Raw genomic sequence first — 20,358 nt, forward strand, 5'->3', positions numbered from 1 at the left:
CCGCCTCACCATCACGGGCTCAGGCCTTCTTGTCCTTGCCCATCATTCGCGTGATGTAGTACTGCTGGGCGATCGACAGCACATTGTTCACAACGTAGTACAGCACCAGTCCGGCCGGGAAGAAGAAGAACATTACCGAAAACGCAATCGGCATGAACATCATCATCTTCGCTTGCACCGGATCGGGCGGCGTCGGGTTCAACTTGGTCTGCACGAACATCGAGACCGCCATCAGCACCGGCAAGATGAAGTAGGGGTCCTGCTGCGACAAATCACGGATCCACAGCACCCATGGCGCACCGCGCATCTCGACTGACGAGAGCAGCACCCAGTACAGCGAGATGAACACCGGAATCTGGATCAGGATGGGCAGGCAGCCGCCAAATGGGTTCACCTTCTCGGATTTGTACAACTCCATCAGCGCCGCGTTCATCTTCTGCGGATCGCTCTTGAAGCGCTCGCGAATCTGCTGCATGCGCGGCGTGATCTCCTTCATCCGCGCCATCGACTTGTAGCTGGCCGCCGACAGCGGGAAGAACACCGCCTTGATCAGCAGCGTCAGCAACACAATTGCCCAACCCCAGTTGCTGACAAAGCCATGGATCTTCTCGAGCAGCCAGAACAACGGTTTCGCGATGATCGTCACCCAGCCGTAGTCCTTGACCAACTCCAGGCCCGGCGCAATCTTCTCCAGCTTACGCTCTTCCTGCGGGCCGGCGAACAAGCGCGCGGCCACGTCCGCGCTCTGGCCCGGGGCGATGCTCTGCACCGGCTCCTTCATGCCGACGCGGTACAGTGCCTGGCTAAACTTGTCCGCATAGAATTGGCGCTGCACGCCCTCCTTCGGGATCCACGCGGAGGCGAAATAGTGCTGCACCATCGCGACCCAGCCGTTGTCGGCCGACGGCGCATAGTCCTGCTTGCCCTTGTCCAGATCCGAAAAGCTCATCTTCTGGAACTTGTGCTGCTCGGTGTAGACAGCCGGGCCGATGAACGTATGCGAGAAACGCGGCGTCTCAACCGGCGTGTCGTCGCGCACCAACTCCATGTACACCGTCGGCGTCACTGGGGTGGAGCCAACATTCTCAATCTTCGTATTGACGCCGATCACATAGCTGCCGCGCGTAAACGTATAGGTCTTCACGACCTTCACGCCGCCTTTGATCGGCGATTCGAGGCTGATCGACACCGTGTTCGCGCCGGCCACCAGCGACGTCGGTCCCGGCACGACGGTAAACACATCGTTGTGGTTCGGAAAATCACCGCCAATCAGGCCAGTGCGCGCCAGGTACGTATGGTTGGCCGCGTGGTCGAACAGCGTAATGTACAGGTCGGGTTGCTTGCCCTCACCTTCTTTGACTAGCGACAGCCGCGACAACGTGCCGCCCACCGTGCTAATGTCGCCGTCGTACACGTCCGTTTTGAAGTGGATCTGCTGGCCCTTCATCACGAGTTGCGCGGCGGGCGCCGTGCCCAGCGCGTCGCTCGTCCCCGCGGTCTGCGGCAGATCCGCCGGCTGTGTGCCCGGCGTGGTTGTGCCCGGCGCCACCGAAGCGGCCGTCTGGGTCGATGTCGTGTTCGGGAAGAACAGCGACGGACGTCCATGGTCCCGCTGCCAGTTGTCGTAAAGCATGACGACTGACATGAAGAAAATGCCCCATAGGACGGTACGTTTGATGTCCATGCGTTGTCTCGTGGTGAATGAGCTGAGCGACTAGCGCCTGTCGGCACGGACCGGTGGCACCGGGTCGACGCCGCCTACCGAAAACGGATGGCAGCGGCACAATCGTTTCACTGCCAGATAGGTCCCGTGCGCGGCGCCATGATACTGGATTGCCTCGCGCGCGTAGTCCGAACATGAAGGGTAAAAACGGCACCGATCGCCGAGATAAGGGCTCACGGCGAGCTTGTACAGGCGCAGGAGCGCGATTAGCACCGTTTGCATGTCATCGTTGCGTGTCGGTGGACGTCCGGCTCGGCGGGCCCTCGCCCGGCACCGTGCCCGATGAGGCCGACGCCGCCGCCCCCTGGTGCGGCGCGGGCACCCATGGCTGGGCCTGCACAAGCCGCACGTCGCCCGTGCGACGTGCGGCCTCGCGCACCGCGCGCCCGACCAGGCCCTCGATCTGTGCTTGCAGCATCTGTGTGAGCGCCGCAGATCCAGCACTCGGAAACTGCGCACGATCGATCTTGCTCGACAGCCGGATCAGCACGTCCCAGCCGGTCAACTCCACGCGTCGCACACGAAACGCCTCGCGAACCAGCCGCTTGACCAGGTTGCGCGTCACCGCGCGTGGCGCCTGCTTCTTGCCGACGACCACACCGAGCCGCGCAGCCTGCCCGGTGGGGCGACCGTACAACACGAAGTGAGCGGAACGCTCCCATGGGCGCAAACGAAAAACGGATGAGAATTCATCCGTTTTCAGCAGCCTTGCGGCCTTTGGGAAACCAGCAGGTGTCGTGCGCACGCGCTCAGGCCTTTTATCTAGCGGGCCAGCCCATCGCGCTGCCCGGTATCATCCCGCCCATGGCGGGCATCGCCCGGCATTGACGTGCAAACCGCGCTGCTCGGCCGCCGACCGTCGCCACCCAGCGTCACGCCGGCCCTAGACGGCCAGGCGCTTACGGCCCTTCGCGCGGCGAGCGTTGATGACTTTGCGGCCGCCCGTGGTCTTCATGCGAACACGGAAGCCATGGGTGCGCTTGCGACGCGTCACGGACGGTTGATAGGTACGTTTCATGTTGCTCTCACTCGTTGGAGGATGGGCCGCGGCGTGTTTTGCAAGAACCTGACGCGCCAGCACAACGACAGTGCGACGCCGAGCCAAAAAATCAGTTTTCGCGGAACCCGCTATTTAAACCGCTTTTCTTTGCGGCGTCAATATCTTACGTCCGCTGGCCCATGCCGCCACCCCGGGCGGTCACGGCAACGGCGTGGACCCGACCCTGTGGATAACTCGCCCTGACCGACGCGTTTGGCGGTAGAATCCCGGCTATCCCAAGAATCCAGTACGCCACTTCGGCCGCCGCAATGCGTTATCGCATCTGCGGCTGAATGCGTCCCACAGCTTCGAATGCAACCCTATGAAACATCCTGAGGGAAACCGCGCCGTTCGCGTCGAGCGGCGCGGCCGATACGGCGTCGCGACACCACAACGGACCACATGAACGATTTCTGGCAACACTGCTCGACACTGCTGGCGCGGGAACTGACGCCCCAGCAGTACGCGACGTGGATCAAACCGCTCACACTGGTCGACTTCGACGCTGAAGCTAACACGGTGCGCATTGCCGCGCCGAACCGCTTCAAGCTCGACTGGGTGAAGAGTCAATTCTCCGGGCGCATCACCGACCTGGCGCGAGACTTTTGGCAGCATCCGGTGCACGTTCAGTTCGTCCTCGATCCGAAAGCTGGCATGAAGGCCACGCCGGCGCGGCGCGCGAGCGGCAGCCCGCTCGCCAATGCCGTGGACGCGGTTATTGCCGCAGCCTCGGGCACGTCGGCCGCCGCGCTGGCCAATGGCTCAACGCCTCACCCGGCGAGGGCTCAAGCGCTCAGCACGGCCAGCGCCGCGACCGCAGACAGCAGCGCGGAACTGGACTTGCCGAACCTGGACGCGAACGAAGCCGCGGCGGCGCGGCGCAATTTCCGTGCTGGGACGCCCGCGCCGTCGCCCGAGGCCGATTCCGCGTATGAGCGCTCCAAGCTCAATCCGGTCCTCACGTTCGAAAACTTTGTTACCGGCAAGGCGAACCAACTCGCGCGCGCCGCGGCGATCCAGGTCGCCGACAACCCCGGCGTATCGTACAACCCGCTGTTCCTGTACGGCGGCGTCGGGCTGGGCAAGACGCACTTGATCCACGCGATCGGCAACCAACTGCTGCAGGACAAGGCCAATGCGCGCATCCGCTACATCCATGCGGAGCAGTATGTGTCCGACGTCGTCAAGGCGTACCAGCGCAAGGCGTTCGACGAATTCAAGCGCTACTACCATTCGCTGGACCTGCTGCTGATCGACGACATCCAGTTCTTCTCCGGCAAGTCGCGCACGCAAGAGGAGTTCTTCTACGCGTTCGAGGCGCTGGTCGCGAACAAAGCGCAGGTGATCATTACCAGCGATACGTATCCGAAGGAGATCTCCGGCATCGATGACCGGTTGATCTCGCGCTTTGACTCCGGCCTGACGGTGGCGATCGAGCCACCCGAGCTGGAGATGCGCGTCGCGATCCTCATGCGCAAGGCGCAGTCCGAGGGCGTCGCGCTGAACGAGGATGTCGCGTTCTTCGTCGCGAAGCACCTGCGCTCGAACGTGCGCGAGCTCGAGGGGGCACTGCGCAAGATTCTCGCGTACTCGAAGTTCCACGGACGCGAAATCACGATCGAGCTGACCAAGGAGGCGCTCAAGGATCTGTTGACGGTGCAGAACCGCCAGATCTCAGTCGAGAACATCCAGAAGACCGTCGCCGACTTCTATAACATCAAGGTCGCCGACATGTACTCGAAGAAGCGCCCGGCCAACATTGCGCGGCCGCGTCAAATCGCGATGTACCTGGCCAAGGAGCTCACGCAGAAGAGCCTGCCCGAGATCGGCGAACTGTTTGGTGGTCGCGACCATACAACCGTGCTGCACGCGGTGCGCAAGATCTCCGACGAGCGCGGCAAAGATGCGCAGTTGAACCACGAGTTGCACGTGCTCGAACAAACTCTTAAGGGGTAGCCGCCCCGGCGGTCCGCGAGCGGCCCATGCTACGCCACGGTGCTGCGTCACGGCACCGGCTGCCGTCGCCCCCACGCTGCGTGGCCGGCGGCGGCCCTCGAGGATGCCGTGCTGCAGAACCCATACGCCGCCGCAGGCACCGCCTGAGAAGCCTGCATGATCACCCCCATATGGGTCGGGCAAAACTGGGCGTTTTTCAGGCACAATACGGGTTTATGGCCGGCGGGCCGACAGCCGGGCGCAACGCCTTGTTCAAACGCCTGTTTGATCGACCGCCACATGCCCTGCAGCGCGGGGCCCGGGGCCGCCCCGCACCGGGCGCTACGCACAGCAATGGCGATGGGGGCGGATGAGCCGTCATATCAACGAAGGAATTCTATGCAATTGGTCAAGACCGAACGAGACACCCTGCTGCGTCCGTTACAGACGGTCAGCGGTATTGTCGAACGCCGCCACACGCTGCCGATCCTCGCCAATCTGCTGATCTCCAAAAACGGCCCGGACGTGTCGTTCCTGTCCACCGACCTCGAATTGCAGATCACCACGCGTGCCGACTTCGGCATCGGCAACGAGCAAGTCGCCACGACGGTGGCCGCGCGCAAGCTCGTCGACATCCTGCGCGCGATGCCAATCGGCGACGTCACGCTGACGTTGTCCGACAAGCGGCTGACCGTTCAGTCCGGCAAGAGCCGGTTCGCGCTGCAAACGCTGGCGGCCGACGAGTTCCCGACGCTGGCGCAGGCAAAGGACTTCGGCGCGAGCCTGTCGGTGCCGCAAAAGACGTTCAAGCAATTGCTCGGGATGGTCCACTTCGCGATGGCGCAGCAGGACATCCGCTATTACTTAAACGGCATGCTTCTAGTGGTCGACGGTGATCAGTTGATGGCCGTGGCAACCGACGGCCACCGCCTCGCGTTCTCGTCGATGAAGACGGACGGCGCATTCGCGCGCCAGGAAGTGATCATCCCGCGTAAGACGATCCTTGAGCTACAGCGGCTGCTGGAAGACATCGACGACCCGCTGAAGATCGACATCGCGTCCACGCAGGTGAAATTCACGTTCGGCCAAGTGGAACTGGTGTCCAAGCTCGTCGAGGGCAAGTTCCCAGACTTCCAGCGCGTGATCCCGAAAGGCTACAAGAACACGTTCATGATCGGCCGTGACGAATTGCAGCATTCGTTGCAACGGGCGGCAATCCTGACGTCGGACAAGTTCAAGGGCGTGCGGTGCATCGTCGCGCCTGGCCAGCTGAAAATTATGTCGACCAATGCCGATCAGGAAGAGGCGCAGGAAGAGCTAGAGATCGCGTATCAGGGCGATACACTGGACGTGGGCTTCAATGTCACGTACCTGCTGGACGTGCTCGCGAACCTGAAAGTCGACATGATTCAGGTCGCGTTGGGCAGCGATGCGACCTCGAGCGCGTTGATCACGATTCCCGAGAACGAACAATTTAAATATGTGGTGATGCCAATGCGGATATAACCCGCAGAGCAGAACGATGACCAAGGGGCCTAGGGAACCATCCCGGCCCCTTTGATGTTTATTGGGTGTTTAAGCAGTACGCAGAACCGGAAGAAATTCATGACTGAACAGCACAATCTGCAAGCGAATTCGAGCGCGGATAACAGCTATGGCGAGTCGTCGATCCAGATCCTCGAAGGTCTCGAAGCTGTACGCAAGCGCCCAGGCATGTATATCGGGGACACCTCCGACGGCACCGGTCTGCACCATCTCGTATTCGAAGTACTCGACAATTCGATTGACGAGGCACTCGCCGGACACTGCAACGACATCCATGTGGTTATTCACGCGGACAACTCGATCTCCGTAACCGACAACGGCCGGGGAATCCCGACCGACATCAAGCGCGACGACAAGCACGAACCGAAGCGCAGCGCGGCCGAAATCGTGATGACCGAGCTGCACGCCGGCGGCAAGTTCGACCAGAACAGCTACAAGGTGTCCGGTGGGCTGCACGGCGTCGGCGTATCGTGTGTCAATGCCCTATCCAAATGGCTACGGCTCACCGTGCGCCGTGGCGGCAAGAAGCATTTCTTGGAATTTCATCGCGGCGTCGTGCAGGACCGTGTGCTGGAGCAACGCGACGGTGAACAAGTCTCGCCCATGGTGCTCATCGGCGACACCGAGAATCGCGGCACCGAAGTGCACTTCCTGGCCGACGACACGATCTTTGGCACGGTTGAGTACCACTACGATATCCTCGCTAAGCGCATGCGCGAGTTGTCGTTCCTGAACAATGGCGTACGGATTCGGCTGACCGACCAGCGCACCGGCAAAGAAGACGATTTCGCATTCGCGGGTGGCGTAAAGGGTTTTGTCGAATACATCAACAAGACCAAGCAGACATTGCACCAGAACATCTTCCATGTCGTCGGCGAAAAAGACGGCGTCGGCGTCGAAGTCGCCATGCAGTGGAACGACAGCTTCAACGAAAACGTCCTGTGCTTCACGAACAACATTCCGCAGCGGGACGGCGGCACGCACCTGACCGGACTGCGCGCGGCGATGACGCGCGTGATCAACAAGTACATCATCGACACTGAGATCGCGAAGAAGGCGAAGATCGAGACGACCGGCGACGACATGCGCGAAGGGCTGTCATGCGTACTCAGCGTCAAGGTGCCGGAGCCCAAGTTTAGCTCGCAGACGAAGGACAAACTGGTGTCGTCGGAAGTGCGTGCGCCGGTCGAGGAGGTCGTGGCGAAGGCGCTCGAGGAATACCTGCTCGAGACGCCAAACGATGCGAAGGTCATCTGCGGCAAGATCGTCGATGCCGCGCGCGCGCGCGACGCGGCGCGCAAGGCGCGCGAGATGACGCGCCGCAAGGGTGTGCTGGATGGCGTCGGGCTGCCCGGCAAGCTGGCCGATTGTCAAGAAAAAGACCCGGCGAAATCGGAAATCTATATCGTCGAGGGCGACTCCGCGGGCGGTTCCGCGAAGCAGGGGCGCGACCGTAAGTTCCAGGCAATCCTGCCGCTGCGCGGCAAGGTGCTGAACGTCGAGAAAGCGCGGTACGACAAACTGCTGTCGTCCGAGCAAATCGTCACATTGATTACCGCCCTCGGTTGCGGCATCGGCAAGGACGACTACAACCTCGAGAAGCTACGCTACCACCGCATCATCATCATGACCGATGCGGACGTGGACGGCGCACACATCCGCACACTGCTGCTGACGTTTTTCTATCGGCAGATGCCCGAGATGATTGAACGCGGATATGTCTACATTGCGCAACCGCCGCTGTTCAAGCTGAAAGCGGGCAAAGATGAGCGCTATCTGAAGGACCAGCACGAATTAAACCAGCACATGCTAAAGCTGGCGTTACATGGTGCGGAGTTGGTGCCGTCGGAAGGCGTGACACCGATCGTCGGCGACGCGCTGGGCGAGCTCGCTCGCTCGTACCTGCTTGCGCAGGCGGTAGTGGACCGGCTCAGCAAGCTCTATGACGAGGCTTCGCTCGAAGCGGTCATGGACGGCGTGACCATTGATCTGACGTCCGAAGACGCGACGCGACAATCCGCACAAGCCCTGCAGGACAAGCTGCGCGATGGCGCGCTCAAGCCGGACGTATCGGTCTTACCGCACTATGACGCCGTGCGCGAGTTGCATTCGCTGCGCATCGAGCGGCGGCATCACGGCAATGTCAAGGTCTCGATCATCGACGAGGAGTTCCTACTGACCGCGGACTTCCAGCAACTGACGAATACCGCGAATACGTTCAAGGGGCTGATCGGCGCCGGCGCGATGATCAAGCGCGGCGAGCGAACAATAGCCGTGACGGACTTCAAGAGCGCAATGAAGTGGCTGATCGCGGATGCGGAGCGCAACGTATCGAAGCAGCGCTACAAGGGGCTCGGCGAAATGAACCCGGAACAGCTGTGGGAGACCACGATGGACCCGGCCGTGCGTCGGTTGCTGCGCGTGCAGATCGAGGATGCGATTGCCGCCGATGGGATCTTCACGACATTGATGGGCGACGAGGTCGAGCCGCGACGGGCGTTTATCGAGAGTAATGCGTTGCGGGCGGGGAATATTGATGTTTGAGGCCTGCGGTAAATAGGCGCATAATCCGAAAAAAGTGGACCCATCAGTTGAAAGACTTATGGGTCTTTTTTATTTTTGTGCCGCGCGTCGGCCAACGACAAGAGCCAGTTGGTGTCCACGCAGTCCTGAGACAGCTGACCGCTGAAGGATTCGATACATGATGCATTGTCGGTCGACTTGCCAAGTTGGCTGAACCCCATTTGACACGGCTGCCGTAGGAGCCCGCCAGATTTTTAGTGTGCCGAGACGGTTTGTGGCCAGCGCGCAAGTCACGTTCAACATCCAGCTACTGCTGCACGAAGGAAACAGTTGCTTGAGGCCTGGCTTACCTTCGTTCTCGCGTACGTTGCGAGCAGCGATGTTCTCGTAGCTTGGCAAAAATCTTCCTGTATGAGCCGGAACAACCGCGTGCCGCCGGACGACACCAGACGGTCGGATCGACCGACAACGAGTATCCGCCGTTTGCTTAGCGGGAGAGAGTGAGACTTTCCGTTGTGCTCCCCGGCCACTGCGACTCTGGCCTTCATTGTGCACGTTTTGTCGAGCCGGGCGACAGGCGAGGCGTTGAAGAGCGCTTCGCCGTAGCTACAACGGTACTTCATCAACTACCGACTTAAAGTGGCACTTGAGATGGTGAGACAACGCGCAAAGTTCGATATCGGGCCGGTAACCTTGAAGGCGAATTTCACTGGTCGTGCGGTTCAAATGGGTGATCGACATCCACGCCATCCGGCACAGCCTTCATTCGGCTCTTAAAACGCGAAGATTTGGACTTTGGCGATCCAGGCTGCACTGCCTGGTCCTCCTCCTTGCCGTCACCTTCACAGGATGGATACAGTTGCTTTCTCAGACACAGGGCTTCTTTTGCTGAACGCGCAGCCAAGATATTGCTCAAGGCTACGACAACGGCAACCAGGACGCCAGCAATTGCGACCCATGCTTGCTCTTTCAGGGTTTGTTTGACCAGCGCTTTCAAATTATCGTCTTTCAGAGCATTACAAATTGCGTCGGTTTCGGAGGCATTGAAGCCGGTCAGTTGCGCGAGGCCAGCTTTGTCGGCCGCGCATTTTGCCGAATCGAAGGACCAACCTCCCAGCGGTGCCTTGACCGTGACAGCGTCGGTCTTGAACAACACTTTGGATGTGCGCGTTTGAAGGTAAGCATCGCCCGACCCGGCGAGTTGACTGATCCCGAACATTGGGAGCAGTGTCAAGCAAGCCAACGCTAAATGGATCAAAACATAGTGCCTGGGTGGCTGGCGCACCATCTCGTGTGAAGTGGTATCAATCCAAAAGCGCATTTTTTGAAGCCGAGACATGCTGATTTCATGTGTTCTTCTCCATTTGTCGAGCCTGTGGATTGCAGCCATGGTCTCTACCTTCAACCGATAGGTATATTTAAATTTTTCAATGTCGCGTCTTTCAAGCAGGAGCGCTTTCAGTACTGGGTCATGCACGTCGGCCTTGCCGGCAACCAGCTGCCAGAGCCGGTCCAGCACGACGTGAATCGAGCCGGCACGCCACCAAAATAGGCCGGCCATAATCGGCCCGCCGAAGATGATAGATAGTGGCGAAAGGACTGGACTTTGGACAAATGTTGAAAGGGATTCCACGTTGTCGATTCCTGGATGCTTTGATGGGATGTCTGCAAACGCGGTTGTTCCCGCCCGCATCGACAAGCGTATCAAAGAAGAGGCATCGCTCATACTGGCGGCGACGGGCCTTACGGTACCCGACGCTTTTCGCATCATGCTGACCCGCGTCGCCCACGAAAAGACTCTTCCATTTGAGCCGCTGGTGCCGAATGAAACTACTATCGCGGCTATGCGTGAGGCACATGCAGGTAACCTCAAGCGCTTCAATAGCGTTGAGGCGCTAATGGGGGACCTGCATGCGCAGGATTAAGGTAAGCTTTCAGTAGACGACATGGTTTGCTCTGGGTGGTCTGCCATGCGTCAGTGTGTTGAGGCGAAGAGCCGTCACGGCAGCAGAGCCTGGTAATCGTCGGCAATGTTTGCCAGTGGTAGGGGCCTGAACAGCGCGACGAGATAGCCATACGATTCGACGCGATTTGCCTTGCAAGTTTCGATCAGCGAATACAGTAGCCTAAACCAACAAATATTTCACCAGTTAAATTTTTGTTATGCATTGTTGGCGTTAGCTAATTTACGATTTTCATCATTAACCAATTGGCTATATAAACCCGTATCAGATCTATCATTATTTCCCGAATAATCTATCGAAATAATGCCCGGACTAACACCTCGCAAAACAAGGTGGCGAACAAAATTGGTAACTAGCTCTTTTTGATCCGCAGCCAGATTTTTAACGCTAAATAATTTCATTATACCAAGGAAATAATTAAAATCCTTTGAAATAGGATTAGCCCTCATTGGCATATTTGTTTGTATAATGTTGAATTTATTTTCCCTGTCACCACTACGATCACCATGAAAATTTAGAATATGAGATCCTGTTCCTGAGCCACTGGCCTGATTGGCCCATTTTGTATTGGTATTTTTATCATAGTCCCAGAAATATTTCTTTAAAGACCCATCCATAATACTACCCTCCGCATTTTTGACCAGCAGCAAAATATTTCTATTTTGGCCAATCGTATTATCAACGGTCAAACTCCCAAGAGGCTTTTCTGAACCTGATGCGTTATTTTGAATAATACGTTGCTCGAAATCTGATAGCTGACGAATGAAGTGCCTCGCATCTCTCTTTTTGAAATGCAACTTCATTATATATAAATTTCTTTCATCTCCGGCCGCATACCTAAGTAGCTTTTTGACTTCTTCCAATGCATCCCCGCCTGTCGAGCTAGGGCCATGGAAAAATCGGTAAATATTGCTTTTATCACGTTCTACTCGCAAATCAAAATAGTGGATACCCGCTTCAGCTTGTCCCACCAAATCTAGGGATTGACACTTAAAAGGGCCCGGCCATGTTTTTCCCAACGCAAAGCCGCCTTGCGCTTTTTCTTTACTAAACAAATAGGTGCCTGCATCGTGTGAACCCAGCATGTTGAGCTGGGTTAACCGTGTTTGAGGCGGTAGGTCTGCGTGATCTAAAGGTGGCAGATTCTCGGGTAGTCGATCCGGATTTTCCGGGTCCAAGTTACGCCGGCTGAGCGGCATAACTTGTAAGTCCATCGCGTCCTGGTCTGACGTAGCAAGAGCAGCTTGATTTCTTCTTTGTTTTTTGGATTGAATATCATACGAACTTGTCTTTGGCATTGTGCACCTCATGAATAGCTGTGTTTATTCATAACTTTAATGTGTCAATGATCACCCGTTGCAGACTCGGACTTTTGATGACGTTGGCCCGCTTGCACCAGCGCATCAGGCTTAACGGCACCACATTACTTTATAGGCAACAAATCAATGCTAGGTTTGCGTATTCAACACATCAAATTCAAAATCGTCTACGCGGGAATACCAGCTTGAATTGGCATATCACTACGGCATCTATACTGCTGTCACAGCTAAGCCAATCTCCAATCCACCATCGGCATCTTTCCCATACTCAAAATTCATGACACTGCGGGCACGCAAGTCAGCTTTCATTCATCAATCGGCATCGTGCGCGGGAGCGTTCACTACAGTCAAATCAGTGATCACCAATAGAGAATTAGGTAGTTCCTCATCTATCTCATTCCAACGATTGTTATACTCTTTAATCACTTCTTCTGCTGCATTATTTGTCGCTTGATCAAGTAGACCGCTTACGTAAACCGCAGGCTGATTGGGCTCTTTGTACTCACATGTTATGGCCAAACGTGCGAGTTGTGCTCGTACCTCAGGCATTGTATTGACGTCCGACTTCTGCAGAACTTGTTTAACCAGCGCACGCTTGAAAGGCAACGATTTATCATACTGTTCCCACTTTGACGATTCAAGTTCCGTACTGAACACGGGTGGCGCTTTTACAGGCTGATCCGGAACTATTTTAATTGGTATCGTCACTTGAAAATTCAGGCACAGGCGTGGCCGATCGCCCAATGATTGCCAAAAATTCCCCAAACTCGACAAATGCTCCAATGGTGCGATCACCCGCGCAAATGATGGCAGGCCTGCCTCTCGAAGAAGCGTATCCAGTTCAGCACTGAGTAATGCATCGAGCACCGCATTCATTACTACCATCGGTTGACCGTCTGGCTTCATCCCCTCTTTCTTCGGTTGCTCCCAATACGTCACAAGGTAACAACAACGCACGTTGACTTGTCTAGCATCAAATGTCCCTGTCTTTGCGCAATACTGGCGTGATTGCCCGTGGCGTAGCTCAAGGTCTTCTTGAATGTCATAGAGGAACACACAAACGGTTGGCATATCCGGTAGCAATGTTTTGTCCGGAATATCAAAACGAATATCGATTGACTCATCGCTTATCCGCAACAAGTATTTTTCCAATGAAAGTGCAATCGCTTTATTCAGAGTGATGATCGGCTGCATACTTTCTGACTCCTCGCCCCTATCCATGATTTAGTCTGCCATGACCGCACCCGTCATTTAAAATTGACGTTCTTGATCATTCCCGTCTTGCATTGGCAAAGACCTTTACTTAAAGCTGCGGCATAATCCTCCCCGTCTTGCTCAGCTCGCGGCGCACCGCGCGAGCGATATCGACCCAACTTACTGCTCGATCCTCCTCGGCAGCAAGCCAGCTCGCCAGCAACGCCACGTTCCGGATTCCCGCTCCCGTTAACTCCGTGGCTGCCGAGATACGCGCAAAATCCACTTCCTGATCCACCGCCACCTGCTCCGGCCAGATCGCCCGCCACATGCGTTCACGCAATACGGCATTGGGTGCCTCGAAACGCGTAATAAACGTTAAGCGGCGTGTGAACGCATCATCCAAGTGCGCACGGTTGTTCGTGGTCAGCACCACCAGCCCAGGGTACTGTTCCAACCGTTGCAACAAGTACGACACTTCAATGTTCGCGTGCCGGTCTTGCGCGTCCTTCACCTCACTGCGCTTACCGAACAGCGCATCCGCCTCATCGAACAACAATACGCCCGTGTCCGCCACCGCTAGATCGAAGATCTGCGACAGATTCTTCTCTGTCTCGCCGACATACTTGTTGACCACCGTCGACAGGTCCACTCGGATCAGATCCAGCCCTAACTCCCCAGCGAGCACCTCTGCGGCCATCGATTTGCCCGTACCCGATTCGCCATAGAACAGTGCGCTGATGCCAGTGCCATAGCCTACTTTGCGGGCGAACCCGCGCGTCAGCACCACGTCGCGCTGCCGGATGGCCGCGAGAATCTCGTGCAGCTGCTCACGTAGGTTCTCGTTCACGATCAGGTCGTCGAGGGTGCGCTGCGGCTGCATGCGCTGTGCGAGTTGTCCAAAGTGTTGCTGGCCCCGCACACGCAGCGCTTGGCACAGGTCGGCTTCTGCAAGCGGCGCTTGCGCCCCACGCAGTGCCCGATAGCCTTGCGCCTCCTGCAGCGTTGAAGTCAGGGTGTCCGGATTCACCCGTGTGCGCTTAAACAAGCCCGCCAAATTCCACCCATCACTGCTAGCCCCCAGGCCAGCTTGCAGCAACCGCACGTTATCCTCGTGCATGCGCGGCGGCATCGACAGGCGCAACTTCGGCAGGCTTGCAAACGCCTCTGCTGTTTCCTGCGTAGGCAATAAACACACGATGGGTTGACCATGCCGCGCCAGTCGTGGCTCCAGTGCCTCGAGTAGCGGCCCGTGCCGAGATACGCCTTCGGCGACGTGGTGTAATACCAGTATGCCGCCGTGCAAGCGCGCCTCACGCAGCACCGCCAATAGCAGCGGCCAGGCATCCGTTGCATCGTCTGGCAACGCCCGCAGATTGACGATCAAGGCTGGGCGGCCTGCCTCGCTGGCTAGCTGTGCGATAAGCGCCTGGCTTCCATCGCCCCCTTGCAGTAGTAGTAAGGGGGTAGGCATCGCGCCTGCTCCGGTCCCGAAACAGAACGTCGCAATCTGCTCCGCGCACGCGGCCCACGCGCCGTGACGCAGCGCCTCGCCGGCGTGTGAGGTTGGGCGCCATTGCGCGAGTTCCGTCAGTGCCATGGGCAGCGACATCGCGTCCGCCCCACTGAGATAGCGAAACACGGTCTCGTTCACGCGCAGGTAGGCTGCATCGTCGCGCGCGCATGCGCGACCATTGCGCTCGGTCGTATGCACAAGCTCATTAAGCAACAGGCTGCCTGCGCTCGAGTAAAGCTGGTGGCGGTGTGCGATACGCTCCACCGGCGTGGCGCTAAATAGCGTCAACGCCAGCTCCACGCCAGGCCAAATCGCACCTTCATCACCTTGCAAATAAGCAATCAGTGCGCGGTAGCGTGGCTCGATGAGCGGCAATAAGCACAGCACCAGCACCTGGGTTTCAAAATGCGTCAGCCCGAATCGGTCGATAACGTTGGCGAGCCGGCCGCGCGGCACGGGTGCGCACAGCGTTGTCCACGGAGGAGCGTCGCCGCTCGCTGTGCTCCAATGCGGCATGCCGCGCGGTTGCGTGCGTGTGGCTTCAAGCGCCTCCTGCGTGCGCAGTAACTCCGCTATGTTAAAGCGGTCGTCTTCGCGTTGGTGCTGCCACACCAGCAGATGCTGCAGCGCCTGGTCGACGTATTCGAGCCATGGCCCCAGCGCCTCGAACGCATGTGCCACGCGTGCATTCGCAGGCGGCGCATTGGCCCGATCAACCGTATCGGGTTGCCCAGCGCCCGATGCCAGGGCGTCTAACAAGTCAGTCGAAAAAGTTTTCATTGAAGCCACATCACGCTGATTGGGGCCGGCAGCCACGGCAGCGATACTTACGTGAGCGGCCACGGCACTTCATTGAGTAGTATGTCGATCGCCGCGCGCTCGACGCTAAACTGCAGCCTGCCGTCTTCTTGCTGCAGCGTGCCCGGGCGCTATAGGAACAGCTCGCGCAGCGCTTAGCGGAATCAATCTCCCTCGCTCACCGCTGTCCTCGGACCCGTCTACACCTTTCAGGATGTGCAGTCCTCACGCGTCAATATGCACGTTTCTTGCAAATCTCACAACACTATTTGGCCTTATATTTAGGTTAACTAAATAGCTTTGTCACATTGTATTGTGAAGGAAACGAAATGCAATTGTGAATAAAAAAGATAAAATTCCACCGCAAAAGACGTGGATTGCATTGAATGCGTCAACATTGCAACAATGAATGTGTCAGTGGGCAGCTTGTTTCCAGTTGCAGAATCTCATCGCGCTTCGCACAGGCATAGCGTTTTGACGGATCACGAAGCTGTACGGCATGGCGCCGGTAGCCACTGCTCACGCACCAGGCGCACTGCGCGGGCTAGGACTTCCGGGGAAAACTTGCTCGGCTTCTTGTTCATGGCCCCATTCTCGAGCCTCCACAACATCCGGGTCAATTTAGTCATTGACTATTTTCAAACATAGACTAAAGTGATGTTGAGTTCGCTGTCGGTTGGTCAGAGAACTTAAGCTGGCGGGACAATCACCCCATCGATGACGAGTTCAGCTGCATCGGGCAAGTCAGATGTATGGGGCCTTTTAGCGGCGCCATTCTCAATGGATGGAAAGAAACGGTAAGTTGAGAAAGCGTCGTGGTCCTAATAAGAAGTAGCCAACCACCTTGCCCAAAACGCAAAATAGGGGAAAAATGATGATGTTTTTAGCTAGACTTCTCGCTGACCCAGCCATTCTCACTAAGTTCGAGGTCGATAAGGATAACATCAACGCCAACAGCCTTAATTTTTTCTATAATACGCTGGATGGTAACCAACCGGATAAAAACCAAAATACTGTTTACCTGTGGCAAACAGCTAATTGGGAAATTCCCGGATCGGTATACAAAAGCCATAAAATCAACTCCCCACTAGCCAGTGGCGTCCAGACCTTTGCAGATCTCGGATTGACTAACCAGGACTACTTGATAGGCTACGCGGTAGGCGAAGGGAAGGGAGCTGTCGTGACCACGCAGCGCTTGAAGTCCCAAGGCGGCGGTCAATACGATGTAATTTCGGCGCCTCCGGAGGAAGCACTCTCGTTTAACATGACCAATGTCAATACGACAACGGTGTCGTACAGCTTCCGCATACCGAGTGGGACGAGTGCGGAAGCCGACGGGGATTGGGTCGGGGTGTGGAAGGGTACTACGGGGGCATACCTCTACGACTCGTCGAAACAGCCCATTAGTTCGAAGGGGATATCAATCGACGACAGCTACGGGAACGATAGGTTGACCCTTTCTGGCGGCCAGCAATTCGTAAGTGGCGCCAGCTACATGCTTGGCTACTTCAAGTCCGGGTGGAACACCAGCCAACCAGGCGGACCCGTTCGGACTACGCTCGCTGCCATTGTCAAATTCAAGGGTCCCTAAGCACTAAGCAGCGCCCGGGCAGACGAAGGTGCCCGGGCGCCCTCTCTCCTACCCCTCAGTTCAGCTGCGCCGAGCAAGTCAAACATCCTTTAAATCAAAAAGTCAAATAGGAGAAAAATGATGGTGTTGCCAGCTAAATTTCTCGCCGATCCCTCTGTTCTTACCCAGTTCAATGTCGATGAGCAACACCTCACCGCAACAAGCATTCCCATTTACTATAATACTTTAGAGGGAAACCAGCCAAACACATACAGAAATACTGTCCACCTGTGGCAGGTAGACGGTTGGGAGCTTCCTCCATCGAGCCCGAATCTAATAAGAGAGCCTTTAATTATCGCCGACGAATCCAGCTCCTCCCAGGACTTTAGCGTTGAGTTGACTCGTGCGAATTATTTAATCGCCTACGCGGTGGGCGAAGGAAAGGATGCCGTTGTGACCACGCAGCGCCTAGAGCCCTTGGGCGATGGTAAGTACAAGGTCATCACACCGCCCGAGGAGGAGGCACTCTCGTTTAAGATAACCGATGTTAATCCGACAACAGTGTCGTACAGCTTCCGCATGCCGAGTGGAACGAGCGCGAAGGACGATGGGGATTGGATCGGAGTGTGGAGGGATCCCCAGCTGTCGGATCTCTACGAGCAAGACCCTATTCACTTCTTGCCGTTAGAAGACGACGACAGCAATGGAAACGGTAGCCTGACCCTTCCCGATGCCCGGCAATTCGAAATCGGCGTCAACTATATGCTCGGCTACTTCAAGAGTGGGTACGATACGCAAAAACCCTTGCGGACCACGCTCGCTGCCGTCACCTCCTTCAAGGGCCCCCCGAAGCCTAGTCTCACCCAGTTCAGTGTTAAAATTATTAACAGCGACGCGACCGAAATTGATTTTCACTATAAAACGCTGGACGGGAACCAGCCGAACACATACAAAAATACCGTCTACCTCTGGAAAACAGAAGGTTGGACAGTCCCCTCAACGACGGGCGAGGAGTATTTAATCACCTCTGATACAGCCGAAGATTCCCAGAACCTTAGCGTTAAGTTGGATCGGGTGAATTACTTGATTGCCTACGCGGTGGGCCCAGCAGTGAATGCTGTTGTAACCACCCAGCGCCTAGAGTACCAGGAAGACAGCAAGCGCTACAAGATTATCCCGCCGCCCAGCGACGAGGCACTCTCGTTAAAGATAACCAATGTCAATACGACAACGGTGTCATACAGCTTCCGTACACCGGCGGGGATGAGCGCGAAAACCAATGGGGATTGGATCGGAGTGTGGAAGGGTACTACGGTCTCGAAACTATACAACGATGCGGAAGAACCCCTTGGCTTAAAGCCGATATCAATCGACGACAGCCACGGGAACGATAGTTTGACCCTTCCTGGGGGCCAGCAATTCGCGAGCAACACCAGCTACATGCTCGGCTACTTCAAGAGCGGATACAATCAGAACAAACCAAACGAACCCGTGCGGACCACGCTCGCCGCCATTGTCCACTTCAGGGGCCCCTAAGCACTAAGCAGCATCCGGGTAGACCGCAAACTAGGAGGCAATATGATAATAAGCCCAGGTAGGTTCCACTCTCAGCTCACTTCAATCACTGTCGAGCCGGAAGACATCAAGTCAACAATCATACCCTTTCGTTATGACACGCTGCCTGGGAACCAGCCGAAGGCAAATAAGAATATCGTTTACCTTTGGCAAACGAATGGAGAAGAGGTCCCCTTCCATGAAGACCCGCAGCGAAAATCGATGCTCATCGACTCTAATCGGGCGGATAATCTCGTCAACTTCGACGAGCTTTCGCTGGCTAAAGACTCGTATTTGATGGCCTACGCGGTAGCGAATAACGTGAACGCCGTTGTGACCACGCTACTCATCAAGGGTGTGGGTGATGGCCGATTTGATGTATCCCTACCAGAAGATAAGCTGGCGTTCTCAGTGGTCCAGGTCGGCTCGACATCATTGTGTTACCAATTTTGCGTGCCGAGAGGAATGAGTCCGAAGGACGATGGCGACTGGGTCGGACTGTGGGAAGGTTCTACGGTATCGGAACTCTACTATAAAAAACCCCTATTCTCCTCGCCGGTGTTAAGCGACATCAACAGCGGATACGGTGGACTGACGCTGCCTGAAGACCAAAACCTCATGAGCGGTATCGAATACATCCTTGGTTACTTCAAGAGCGGGCATAGGAAAGATAAGAAAGTCGATAAAGAAGAGATCGGTAAAAAAGAAGATAAGAACAACGAACAAGCAGTGGGAGGTAAAGAAGAAAATTATAATAACAATCAAGAAGGAGGGAGTAAGGAAGACCCCTTGCAAACCACGCTCGCCGCCGTTACCATCTTTACTGGCCCATAAACGCCGAGCGGCACCTGGGCGGATGAAGGGGCCCCGGCGAGCGCCCGTGCCTAAATCAGCTGCGTCAAGTCAGTCAAAAGTATGCGGTCCTTTTTCTCAAACTAAGAGGGGAAAAATGATGGACGAGCCCTCCTCCCAAGCAACTTCGATCACTCAGTTCACTGTCGAAGCGGAGGACATCAAGCCGAGAATCATCCCCTTTCGCTATGACACACTGCCGGGGAACCAGCCCAAGACAAACAAAAATACTGTCTATCTCTGGCAAACGAAGGGAGAGGACGTTCTCGTCAAAATCACGCCTTTCAGATTGCAATCCATCAGTCGCAACGAACCTAACGCCTCGACCAACTTCACGGGGCTTTCATTGAGTAAAGAGCCGTACTTAATGGCCTACGCGGTAAACGACAACGTTAGGGCTATTGTCGCCACGCTGCTCATCGAAGGTGTGGGCGACGGTCGATTCACGGTATCCTCCCCTACGGATAGCCTATCGTTTTCGGTAACTCAGATCGGCCCGGCATCGTTGTCGTACTGGCTCTGCGTGCCAAGAGGGATGAATCCAAAGGACGACAACGATTGGGTCGGACTGTGGGAGGGCTCTACGGTATCTGAGCTTTATTACAAAAGACCTCGATGCTTTTCGCCGGTGCCAATCCACACCAACAAGGGGAACGGTGTGTTCACCCTCCCTGAAGGTCAAAACATCGAGAATGGCATCGAATATACGCTCGGCTACTTTAAAAGCGGGTATGACGAGCAAAATCCCTTGCAAACCACGCTCGCCGCCAGTACCACCTTTAAGTGGGAAGGGGGCGGGTAGTCCATGGTGCTTACCATGCTCATC

17 protein-coding genes and 1 pseudogene are annotated in these 20,358 nt (G+C 56.3%); 8 read left to right on the forward strand and 10 right to left on the reverse strand.

Annotated elements, in window-relative coordinates; genetic code table 11:
* Positions 1 to 19: 19 nt before the first annotated feature.
* From yidC to rpmH, 4 genes are all read right to left on the reverse strand, one after another.
* The gene (gene yidC / locus KQH60_RS00280) at positions 20 to 1,684 is read right to left on the reverse strand and encodes a membrane protein insertase YidC (protein WP_237574532.1); all 1,665 of its coding nucleotides are present in this window, start codon (positions 1,682 to 1,684) and stop codon (positions 20 to 22) included.
* A gap of 30 nt (positions 1,685 to 1,714) precedes the next feature.
* Positions 1,715 to 1,945: a membrane protein insertion efficiency factor YidD gene (yidD, locus tag KQH60_RS00285; protein ID WP_237574533.1), complete on the reverse strand. Its 231-nt coding sequence runs from the start codon at positions 1,943 to 1,945 to the stop codon at positions 1,715 to 1,717.
* Between the two features lies 1 nt (position 1,946).
* Positions 1,947 to 2,468 (reverse strand): ribonuclease P protein component, encoded by a 522-nt coding sequence (rnpA, locus tag KQH60_RS00290; RefSeq protein ID WP_237574534.1) that lies wholly within the window; start codon positions 2,466 to 2,468, stop codon positions 1,947 to 1,949.
* A gap of 138 nt (positions 2,469 to 2,606) precedes the next feature.
* Positions 2,607 to 2,741: a 50S ribosomal protein L34 gene (gene rpmH, locus KQH60_RS00295; RefSeq protein WP_237574535.1), complete on the reverse strand. Its 135-nt coding sequence runs from the start codon at positions 2,739 to 2,741 to the stop codon at positions 2,607 to 2,609.
* Between the two features lie 423 nt (positions 2,742 to 3,164).
* On the opposite strand from rpmH, the gene dnaA reads away from it, so the two are divergent.
* The 3 genes from dnaA to gyrB all read left to right on the forward strand — a co-directional run bounded on the left by dnaA (position 3,165) and on the right by gyrB (position 8,786).
* Positions 3,165 to 4,718: a chromosomal replication initiator protein DnaA gene (dnaA, locus tag KQH60_RS00300; RefSeq protein WP_237574536.1), complete on the forward strand. Its 1,554-nt coding sequence runs from the start codon at positions 3,165 to 3,167 to the stop codon at positions 4,716 to 4,718.
* A 378-nt stretch (positions 4,719 to 5,096) separates the two neighbouring features.
* Positions 5,097 to 6,203, forward strand: coding sequence for a DNA polymerase III subunit beta (gene dnaN / locus KQH60_RS00305; RefSeq protein ID WP_237574537.1), 1,107 nt, complete (start codon positions 5,097 to 5,099; stop codon positions 6,201 to 6,203).
* A 99-nt stretch (positions 6,204 to 6,302) separates the two neighbouring features.
* Entirely contained in the window at positions 6,303 to 8,786 is a 2,484-nt protein-coding gene (gene gyrB / locus KQH60_RS00310) for a DNA topoisomerase (ATP-hydrolyzing) subunit B (protein ID WP_237574538.1), read from the forward strand.
* Positions 8,787 to 9,471: 685 nt separating this feature from the next.
* On the opposite strand, the gene KQH60_RS00320 is transcribed toward gyrB, so the two are convergent.
* Positions 9,472 to 10,398 (reverse strand): DUF6216 family protein, encoded by a 927-nt coding sequence (locus tag KQH60_RS00320; RefSeq protein WP_237574539.1) that lies wholly within the window; start codon positions 10,396 to 10,398, stop codon positions 9,472 to 9,474.
* Between the two features lie 28 nt (positions 10,399 to 10,426).
* On the opposite strand from KQH60_RS00320, the gene KQH60_RS00325 reads away from it, so the two are divergent.
* The gene (locus KQH60_RS00325; protein ID WP_237574684.1) at positions 10,427 to 10,690 is read left to right on the forward strand and encodes a type II toxin-antitoxin system RelB/DinJ family antitoxin; all 264 of its coding nucleotides are present in this window, start codon (positions 10,427 to 10,429) and stop codon (positions 10,688 to 10,690) included.
* Positions 10,691 to 10,764: 74 nt separating this feature from the next.
* Here the strand turns inward: KQH60_RS00325 and KQH60_RS00330 are convergent.
* From KQH60_RS00330 to KQH60_RS14920, 5 genes and pseudogenes are all read right to left on the reverse strand, one after another.
* Positions 10,765 to 10,887: pseudogene (locus KQH60_RS00330) on the reverse strand (transposase domain-containing protein); the annotation flags it as partial.
* Between the two features lie 39 nt (positions 10,888 to 10,926).
* A complete protein-coding gene (locus tag KQH60_RS00335; RefSeq protein WP_237574540.1) occupies positions 10,927 to 12,027 on the reverse strand; it encodes a hypothetical protein in 1,101 nt (366 codons plus the stop codon).
* 333 nt (positions 12,028 to 12,360) lie between these two features.
* Positions 12,361 to 13,242: a DUF4255 domain-containing protein gene (locus tag KQH60_RS00340; RefSeq protein WP_237574541.1), complete on the reverse strand. Its 882-nt coding sequence runs from the start codon at positions 13,240 to 13,242 to the stop codon at positions 12,361 to 12,363.
* Positions 13,243 to 13,351: 109 nt separating this feature from the next.
* On the reverse strand, positions 13,352 to 15,538 hold the full coding sequence (locus KQH60_RS00345; RefSeq protein ID WP_237574542.1) for an ATP-binding protein: 2,187 nt from the start codon (positions 15,536 to 15,538) through the stop codon (positions 13,352 to 13,354).
* A 47-nt stretch (positions 15,539 to 15,585) separates the two neighbouring features.
* Complete coding sequence (locus KQH60_RS14920) at positions 15,586 to 15,675, reverse strand: hypothetical protein (protein WP_368669306.1); 90 nt, start codon at positions 15,673 to 15,675, stop codon at positions 15,586 to 15,588.
* 752 nt (positions 15,676 to 16,427) lie between these two features.
* Here KQH60_RS14920 and KQH60_RS00350 point away from each other — a divergent pair.
* The 4 genes from KQH60_RS00350 to KQH60_RS00365 all read left to right on the forward strand — a co-directional run bounded on the left by KQH60_RS00350 (position 16,428) and on the right by KQH60_RS00365 (position 20,334).
* Positions 16,428 to 17,147: a hypothetical protein gene (locus KQH60_RS00350; protein ID WP_237574543.1), complete on the forward strand. Its 720-nt coding sequence runs from the start codon at positions 16,428 to 16,430 to the stop codon at positions 17,145 to 17,147.
* A 117-nt stretch (positions 17,148 to 17,264) separates the two neighbouring features.
* Positions 17,265 to 18,662, forward strand: coding sequence for a hypothetical protein (locus tag KQH60_RS00355; RefSeq protein ID WP_237574544.1), 1,398 nt, complete (start codon positions 17,265 to 17,267; stop codon positions 18,660 to 18,662).
* Between the two features lie 42 nt (positions 18,663 to 18,704).
* Complete coding sequence (locus KQH60_RS00360) at positions 18,705 to 19,514, forward strand: hypothetical protein (protein WP_237574545.1); 810 nt, start codon at positions 18,705 to 18,707, stop codon at positions 19,512 to 19,514.
* Positions 19,515 to 19,632: 118 nt separating this feature from the next.
* Positions 19,633 to 20,334 carry a hypothetical protein gene (locus KQH60_RS00365; protein WP_237574546.1) on the forward strand — a complete coding sequence of 234 codons (702 nt, stop codon included), beginning with the start codon at positions 19,633 to 19,635 and terminating at the stop codon, positions 20,332 to 20,334.
* Positions 20,335 to 20,358 lie beyond the last annotated feature (24 nt).

This window comes from Mycetohabitans sp. B8, assembly GCF_021991875.1.
GTDB lineage: Bacteria > Pseudomonadota > Gammaproteobacteria > Burkholderiales > Burkholderiaceae > Mycetohabitans.

Bases quoted from the DNA above. Each gene is read 5' to 3' on its own strand.
- yidD (WP_237574533.1), bottom strand. From the start codon at position 1,945: ATGCAAACGGTGCTAATCGCGCTCCTGCGCCTGTACAAGCTCGCCGTG.
- yidC (WP_237574532.1), bottom strand. From the start codon at position 1,684: ATGGACATCAAACGTACCGTCCTATGGGGCATTTTCTTCATGTCAGTC.
- KQH60_RS00355 (WP_237574544.1), top strand. From the start codon at position 17,265: ATGATGGTGTTGCCAGCTAAATTTCTCGCCGATCCCTCTGTTCTTACC.
- KQH60_RS00360 (WP_237574545.1), top strand. From the start codon at position 18,705: ATGATAATAAGCCCAGGTAGGTTCCACTCTCAGCTCACTTCAATCACT.
- dnaA (WP_237574536.1), top strand. From the start codon at position 3,165: ATGAACGATTTCTGGCAACACTGCTCGACACTGCTGGCGCGGGAACTG.
- KQH60_RS00345 (WP_237574542.1), bottom strand. From the start codon at position 15,538: ATGAAAACTTTTTCGACTGACTTGTTAGACGCCCTGGCATCGGGCGCT.
- KQH60_RS00350 (WP_237574543.1), top strand. From the start codon at position 16,428: ATGATGATGTTTTTAGCTAGACTTCTCGCTGACCCAGCCATTCTCACT.
- KQH60_RS00365 (WP_237574546.1), top strand. From the start codon at position 19,633: ATGGACGAGCCCTCCTCCCAAGCAACTTCGATCACTCAGTTCACTGTC.
- rpmH (WP_237574535.1), bottom strand. From the start codon at position 2,741: ATGAAACGTACCTATCAACCGTCCGTGACGCGTCGCAAGCGCACCCAT.
- KQH60_RS00340 (WP_237574541.1), bottom strand. From the start codon at position 13,242: ATGCAGCCGATCATCACTCTGAATAAAGCGATTGCACTTTCATTGGAA.
- KQH60_RS00325 (WP_237574684.1), top strand. From the start codon at position 10,427: ATGTCTGCAAACGCGGTTGTTCCCGCCCGCATCGACAAGCGTATCAAA.
- gyrB (WP_237574538.1), top strand. From the start codon at position 6,303: ATGACTGAACAGCACAATCTGCAAGCGAATTCGAGCGCGGATAACAGC.
- KQH60_RS00335 (WP_237574540.1), bottom strand. From the start codon at position 12,027: ATGCCAAAGACAAGTTCGTATGATATTCAATCCAAAAAACAAAGAAGA.
- dnaN (WP_237574537.1), top strand. From the start codon at position 5,097: ATGCAATTGGTCAAGACCGAACGAGACACCCTGCTGCGTCCGTTACAG.